Genomic DNA, 5,479 nt, shown 5'->3' on the forward strand with positions numbered 1-5,479 from the left:
GACCAAGACCACGGTCTTCGTGCCGGTCGTGGCCCCCACGCCGCCCAGCTCGCTGACGCCGCAACCGGTGATGCTGTTCAACCAGACCAAGGACGGCCGCAAGCTGTTCACCCTGGACGCCGAGTTCCCCTATTGCGACGTCGAGACGGGCAAGGTCATCGTGGTGCCGCGCTGGTACGTCACCGACTTCGCCAGCGTGCCCTGGTACGGCCAGGGCTTCGTCGATCCGCAGGGACCGACCGCGCGGGCCGCCATCATCCACGACTGGCTCTACACGATCGGCGAGCCGGGCAAGCGCGACGAGGCCGACGCCATCTTCCTGCGGGCGATGCTGAAATACGGCGTGCCGCCGTTCCAGGCCAACATCGCCTACAAGGCCGTGCGGATCGGCGGCGAGAAGGGCTACGGCCTGCCCACCGACTGGAAGTTCACCGATCCCAAGCGCCAGGACCTGTTCCAGTCCGCGCCCTTCGCCAAGCCGCGCACCGGCGCCGTGCGGATCCTGCCGCGCTGCCAGGGGTTCGGGGCGCTGATCCAAAGCGGCTGGCGGGCCTATCCGATCAGGACGCCCGTGGTCGTGACCCCGCCGCCGTTGGTGGTGACGCGGACGCCGCTGGACCAGGTGAAGGCGCGGCTGCCGTTCGGCGTCGGCGACAAGAAGAAGTAGAGCCGAGGCTCACACACTTGCCCCCACCTGGCGGCTCCGCCGCCTGTGCGCCCCATATAGGGGGCGGAGGACGTCCCGCGCAGCGCCTCTTCCCCCTATGGGGACGGTCGCGAAGCGGCCCGTAGGGGGCAAGGGGGTGAGCCCCTACCCCTTCGCCGCCTTCTCCACCGCCTCGATCACCAGACCCTCGGTCAGCAGTTGCGGCAGGATGACCGGCTCGCCGGACCCCTTCGGATAGACCAGGTACAGCGGCACCCCCGCCCGGCCGTGCTCGGCCAAGGCGGCGGCGATCGTGGCGTCGCGCTTGGTCCAGTCGGCGCGCAGCAGCACGGCGTCCGAAGCCTTGAAGGCGTCGACCAGGCGCTGGCCTTTCAGGGCCGTGCCCTCGTTGACCTTGCAGGTCACGCACCAGTCGGCGGTGAAGTCGACCATCACCACCTTGCCCTGCGCCTGCAGCGCCTTGGCCTTCTCAGGAGTCCAGACCTCGGCGCTCAGACCCGGCCCCGCGGAAAGCTCGGCGCTCGGCGCTGCGGCGGACGTCGAGGCGGCAGGAACGGCGCGGACGCCGACCACCACCAGAGCGACGGCGGCGGCCACCGCCAGAGCCGCCAGCACGAACGGAACCGCCGCGCCCTTGCCGGCGATGCTCCGCGCCTGGGCCAGGCCGTAGAGCCAGGCGGCGAAGGCGACCAGCACGCTGGCGGCCAGCAGGGCGGCCAGGGGGATCGATCCGGTCTGCTGGCTGAACACCCAGGCCAGCCAGGCGGCGGTGGCGTACATCGGGAAGGCCAGGCCCTTCTTCAGCACGTCCATCCACGGCCCCGGACGCGGCAGGCGGGCCAGCAGGCCGGGGATGAAGGCCAGCAGCACGAACGGCGCGGCGAAGCCCAGGGCCAGGGCCAGGAACACCGCCAGCGAGGCCAGCGGCGGCTGGGTCAGGGCGTAGCCCAGCGCCCCCGCCATGAACGGCGCGGTGCRTGGGGCGGCCACGACCACGGCCAGGGCGCCGGTCAGGAACGAACCGCCGAGCCCTCCGCCGCCGCCAGCGCCGGACGCCACGCCCTGCACCGAAGCGCCGACCTCGAACACGCCGGACATGTTCAGGGCCACCAGCAGCATCAGCAGGGCCAGGGCGGCGACCACGGCCGGCGTCTGCAGCTGGAAGCCCCAGCCCACGGCGGCGCCGCCGGCCCGCACGGCGATCAGCAGACCGGCCAGGGCCAGGAAGGTGACGACCACCCCGACCAGGAAGGCCAGGCCCTGGACGCGGGTCTTGCCGGCGTCGTGGGCGTGGGCGGTCAGGCTGGCGGCCTTCATCGACAGGATCGGGAAGACGCAGGGCATCAGGTTCAGGATCAGCCCGCCGAGAAAGGCGAAGAGCACGGCCAGCGGCAGGCCCAGGCTGGCGCCTTCAGCCGATCCGGCCGCCTTGGGCGAGGCGGCGGGCGGCGCGCCCATGCCGCCGGCCTCGGCGGGAATCGTCCCCGGCGTGGCGGTGATCTCGTAGGCCGCCCCGTTCAGGGCCAGCACGCCCGACAGCTCGGTCGGCTTGGCCTCGGCCTGGGTGAAGTCGTAGCCCGGCGTCAGGGACAGGGTCAGGCCCTCGGGACCGCGCTCGATCCCCTGCTCGGGCGGGTGCTCGATGACCTTGCCGGAATAGGGATAGAAGAACGCGCCCGAGACATCGGCGCCCTTCAGCGGCGCGCCGGTCACGGCCAGCTTCAGCACGCCGCCCTGCAGGTCGAACACCGCCTTCAGCCCGGCGGGCTTGGGCGCCTTGGCCAGGGTGTCGGCGACCTTGGCGGCCCACTTCGGGTCGGGGCCGGGCACGCCGGCCACGACCGGCAGGGTCAGGGTGACGACGGCGTCCTCGGGCACGCAGACCTGCTCGCAGACCAGAAAGGCCGCGGCGGCCTTCAGGGTGACGACCGAGCCGACCTGGGCGTTGGCCGGCACGCTGATCGGCACGGGCAGCAGCACCTCGCCGGTATAGGCGAAGTCCAGCAACGGCCCGACGCGGCTCTTCTCCGGGGTCGGCCAGACGATGTCGCCGGCGGTCCAGCCGGCCGGCAGGGTCCAGACGATCTTGGTGGAGTCGCCGGCGTCGCCGGGATTGCGCCAATAGGTGTGCCAGCCGGGCAGGATCTTCTGGCGCAAGGCCACATAGACCGTCGAGCCCGGGGCGGCGCCGGCCTCCTGCGAAACCAGTTCGACCTCGATGTGCCCGGTCTGGACGGGATCGGCCTTGGCGATGGGCGCGCCCACCAGCAGGGCGATCATCAAGGCCGGCAGGACGGCGAACAGCTTGCGAAGCGACATGAACGAGTTCCAGGCCAGGTCGAGATCACGACACATGACCTCTCCAAGCGCTCTCGACAATGGCCAAGCCGTCGTGATCAGGTCGAAGAGCGCCGTTCACAGAGAGTCGCCCGCCCATGCCCGCTTCCTTCGACGACATCGAGATCGGCCAGGTGGTGTCGCTGGGCGCCACGGTCGTCGACGAGAAGGCGCTGGCCTCGTTCTGCGCGGCGTTCCAGCCCGGCTGGCCCGCGGCCAGCGGCGCGCCCGACACCATGGTCTTCGCCATCTGGTCGAAACTGGATTCCGAGGCCAGCGCCGTCTGGCCCCAGACCAAGCGGGTCGGCGTCGACGCCCTGCGCTGGCTACGCAACCCGCCCGCCGGCGAGCTGCTGCGCGGCCGCATGACGGTGATGGGCAAGGACCCGGTCGGCGAGGGCAAGGGCATCGTCATCGCCCAGCACGACCTGCTGGACGAGGCGGGCCGGCTGGTCTTCTCGTGCCTGACGCGGAGCATCTTCGCTAGATAGAGCCCTCTCCCAGAGGGAGAGGGAGGGGCCCGTCGCGACGCGATGGGAGGGTGAGGGGTTTTGGACGCCCGACGGCGTGCCGGCACTCCGGCCAGCGGCGTCACCCCTCATCCTCCCACGACTTCGTCGCGGGCCCCTCCTTCTCCCCTCCGGGAGAAGGTGAAAAAGAAAAAGGCGGCGGCCCCTCTCGGAACCACCGCCCTTCCAACACCCGAAGGCGTCGGTCTTAGTTCAGCGCGCCGTTGGCGGTCGCTTGCTGCTGGCGGATCGTCGCCAGGGCGATCAGACGGTCCCAACCGATCAGCGACACCAGGTGGGCGTAGATCTGGGCCAGGGCGCCGCTGGTCTGCAGCTCCTTGATCTTCTCGGCCGGCAGGGCGTTCAGCTTCTCTTCCGAGACGCCGAAATATTCGGCCACGGTCTGCGGCTCGCCGGCTTGGCCGGCGGCGTCCAGCGGGGTGAAGACCGCCTTCTTCAGCTCGAACAGGTCGTTGTCCTTCAGCAGCTGCACGAACGAGTCGGTGCGGCGGCGTTCGACTTCGAAGTCGTCGCAGAACTTGATGCAGTTCTGGGTGTATTCGGTCGGCTCGCCCTTGGCGTCGAACAGCGGGGTTTCGCCGCCTTCGGCCAGCAGGTCCGAGCTGCGATCGATGCAGACGATCAGGCGGTCCTGGTTCTCGTCATTGGCCAGGACGAACGGATAGCGGCGGATATAGGCCGGGATGTAGGCGCCCGGTTCGAAGCCGCCGTCGGCGCCGATGAACAGGTTTTCGCCGGTGTTGAGGCCCATCACGGCCAGCGGCACGCGATCGTCGCCGGCGAAGATCACCGGATAGCTCAGGGCGGCCGGGGCGAATTCGGTGACGGCCAGCGGCACGGCGGTGCCGTTCAGGGCGAAGCTGTACGGCTTGTCCTTGTGAACCAGAGCGAGCTTGGCGTGCTGCTCGCGGTTCAACGGCTCCGGCGAAGAATAGAACAGAACGTTGCCGGAGATGCCGCCGGCGGGTTGGGTCGTTTCCATGAAGAGCTCGACATAAGGCTAATGAACGGACGCCCGTTGCGCTCAGGCGGCCTTTGAAAGGTCCGGCGCTTCTAGCCGATCCGGAGGGGCCTCGCAATCGACCCCTCCGCCTTGTGGTTAAGTTCGGTCGCTGTTTCGTCTCTTGCGGGAAAGCCATGGGGAAAACGCCGTCATCCGGCGTGACTTTCAGAACGCGGAGCGATCGTCGCTCCTCCTCACCGTTGTCATCCCGGACGAGCGCGCAGCGCGAAGATCCGGGACCGACGCGTGAACTCGGCGCTTCCGGCGGTCCCGGATCGGCGGCCCTGCGGGCCTTGTCCGGGATGACAACGTGATTTCGCCTCCGAGCTCCGGATCCCCCGCGCCTAGAACTTCCAGGCCACGCCCGCCCGCACCGAGCGCCCCGGCGAGGGGGCGATGTCCTTGAGGAACGAGACGTGCTCGCGGATCTCCTCGTTGGTCAGGTTGCGGCCGTCGATGAACAGACGCAGCGGCGAATTTGCGACGGGTTTGAACGTGGCCTTCAGGTTGACCACCGTATAGCCGTCGGTGGCCAGCTCGAATTCGGCGACCCGATCCTGTTCGGCGACTCGCCGGACCTCCAGCGTGGTCTCGACGCGCGGCGCGGTCCACACCACCGAGCCGCCCAGCGACCACGGCGGAATGCGGGCGGGCACGCCGGCGTCGGTCTCGCCGTGCACCCAGTCGAAGGTGGTCTCCAGGCGGATCGACTGGCTGGCCCCGCGCCAGGCCTCGTAGGAGCCCTCGAACTCGGCCCCGTGGAAGTCGGCCTTGGTCTGGAAGTACTGGTAGACGGGCAGGTCGTCCTCGATCGCGCCGGTCGGGGCCTCCTCGATGAAGTTGCCGTAGTGCGCCGCCCACAGATGGCCCTCGGCGCGCAGCCGGTCGCTTTTCCAGCGGACCGTGGCTTCCAGCGAGGTGACGGTCTCGTTGTCGAGGCTG

The 5,479-nt window shown here is 69.7% G+C and carries 5 protein-coding genes; 2 read left to right on the top strand and 3 right to left on the bottom strand.

Features of this window, described 5'->3' with window-relative positions:
- Positions 1-667: DUF1353 domain-containing protein (locus AC1DZ6_RS17885; RefSeq protein WP_477098493.1), on the top strand; the 667-nt coding region annotated here is incomplete at its 5' end.
- Positions 668-811: 144 nt separating this feature from the next.
- Here AC1DZ6_RS17885 and AC1DZ6_RS17890 read toward each other — a convergent pair.
- Positions 812-2,986 (bottom strand): protein-disulfide reductase DsbD family protein, encoded by a 2,175-nt coding sequence (locus tag AC1DZ6_RS17890; protein WP_477098497.1) that lies wholly within the window; start codon positions 2,984-2,986, stop codon positions 812-814.
- 116 nt (positions 2,987-3,102) lie between these two features.
- Between AC1DZ6_RS17890 and AC1DZ6_RS17895 the strand changes: the two genes are divergently transcribed.
- Entirely contained in the window at positions 3,103-3,495 is a 393-nt protein-coding gene (locus AC1DZ6_RS17895; RefSeq protein ID WP_477098494.1) for a MaoC family dehydratase, read from the top strand.
- A 226-nt stretch (positions 3,496-3,721) separates the two neighbouring features.
- On the opposite strand, the gene AC1DZ6_RS17900 is transcribed toward AC1DZ6_RS17895, so the two are convergent.
- Together AC1DZ6_RS17900 and AC1DZ6_RS17905 are read right to left on the bottom strand one after the other, a co-directional pair.
- Positions 3,722-4,516, bottom strand: a complete 795-nt coding sequence (locus AC1DZ6_RS17900) for a SapC family protein (RefSeq protein ID WP_477098495.1) — start codon at positions 4,514-4,516, stop codon at positions 3,722-3,724.
- 365 nt (positions 4,517-4,881) lie between these two features.
- On the bottom strand, positions 4,882-5,479 hold a 598-nt coding region (locus AC1DZ6_RS17905), incomplete at its 5' end, for a TonB-dependent receptor (protein WP_477098496.1).

This window comes from Caulobacter sp. P1_B12_2 (assembly GCF_056406675.1).

What these genes read in the sequence shown, in the direction of transcription:
- AC1DZ6_RS17895 (WP_477098494.1), top strand. Translation starts at nt 3,103, where the DNA reads ATGCCCGCTTCCTTCGACGACATCGAGATCGGCCAGGTGGTGTCGCTG.
- AC1DZ6_RS17900 (WP_477098495.1), bottom strand. Translation starts at nt 4,516, where the DNA reads ATGGAAACGACCCAACCCGCCGGCGGCATCTCCGGCAACGTTCTGTTC.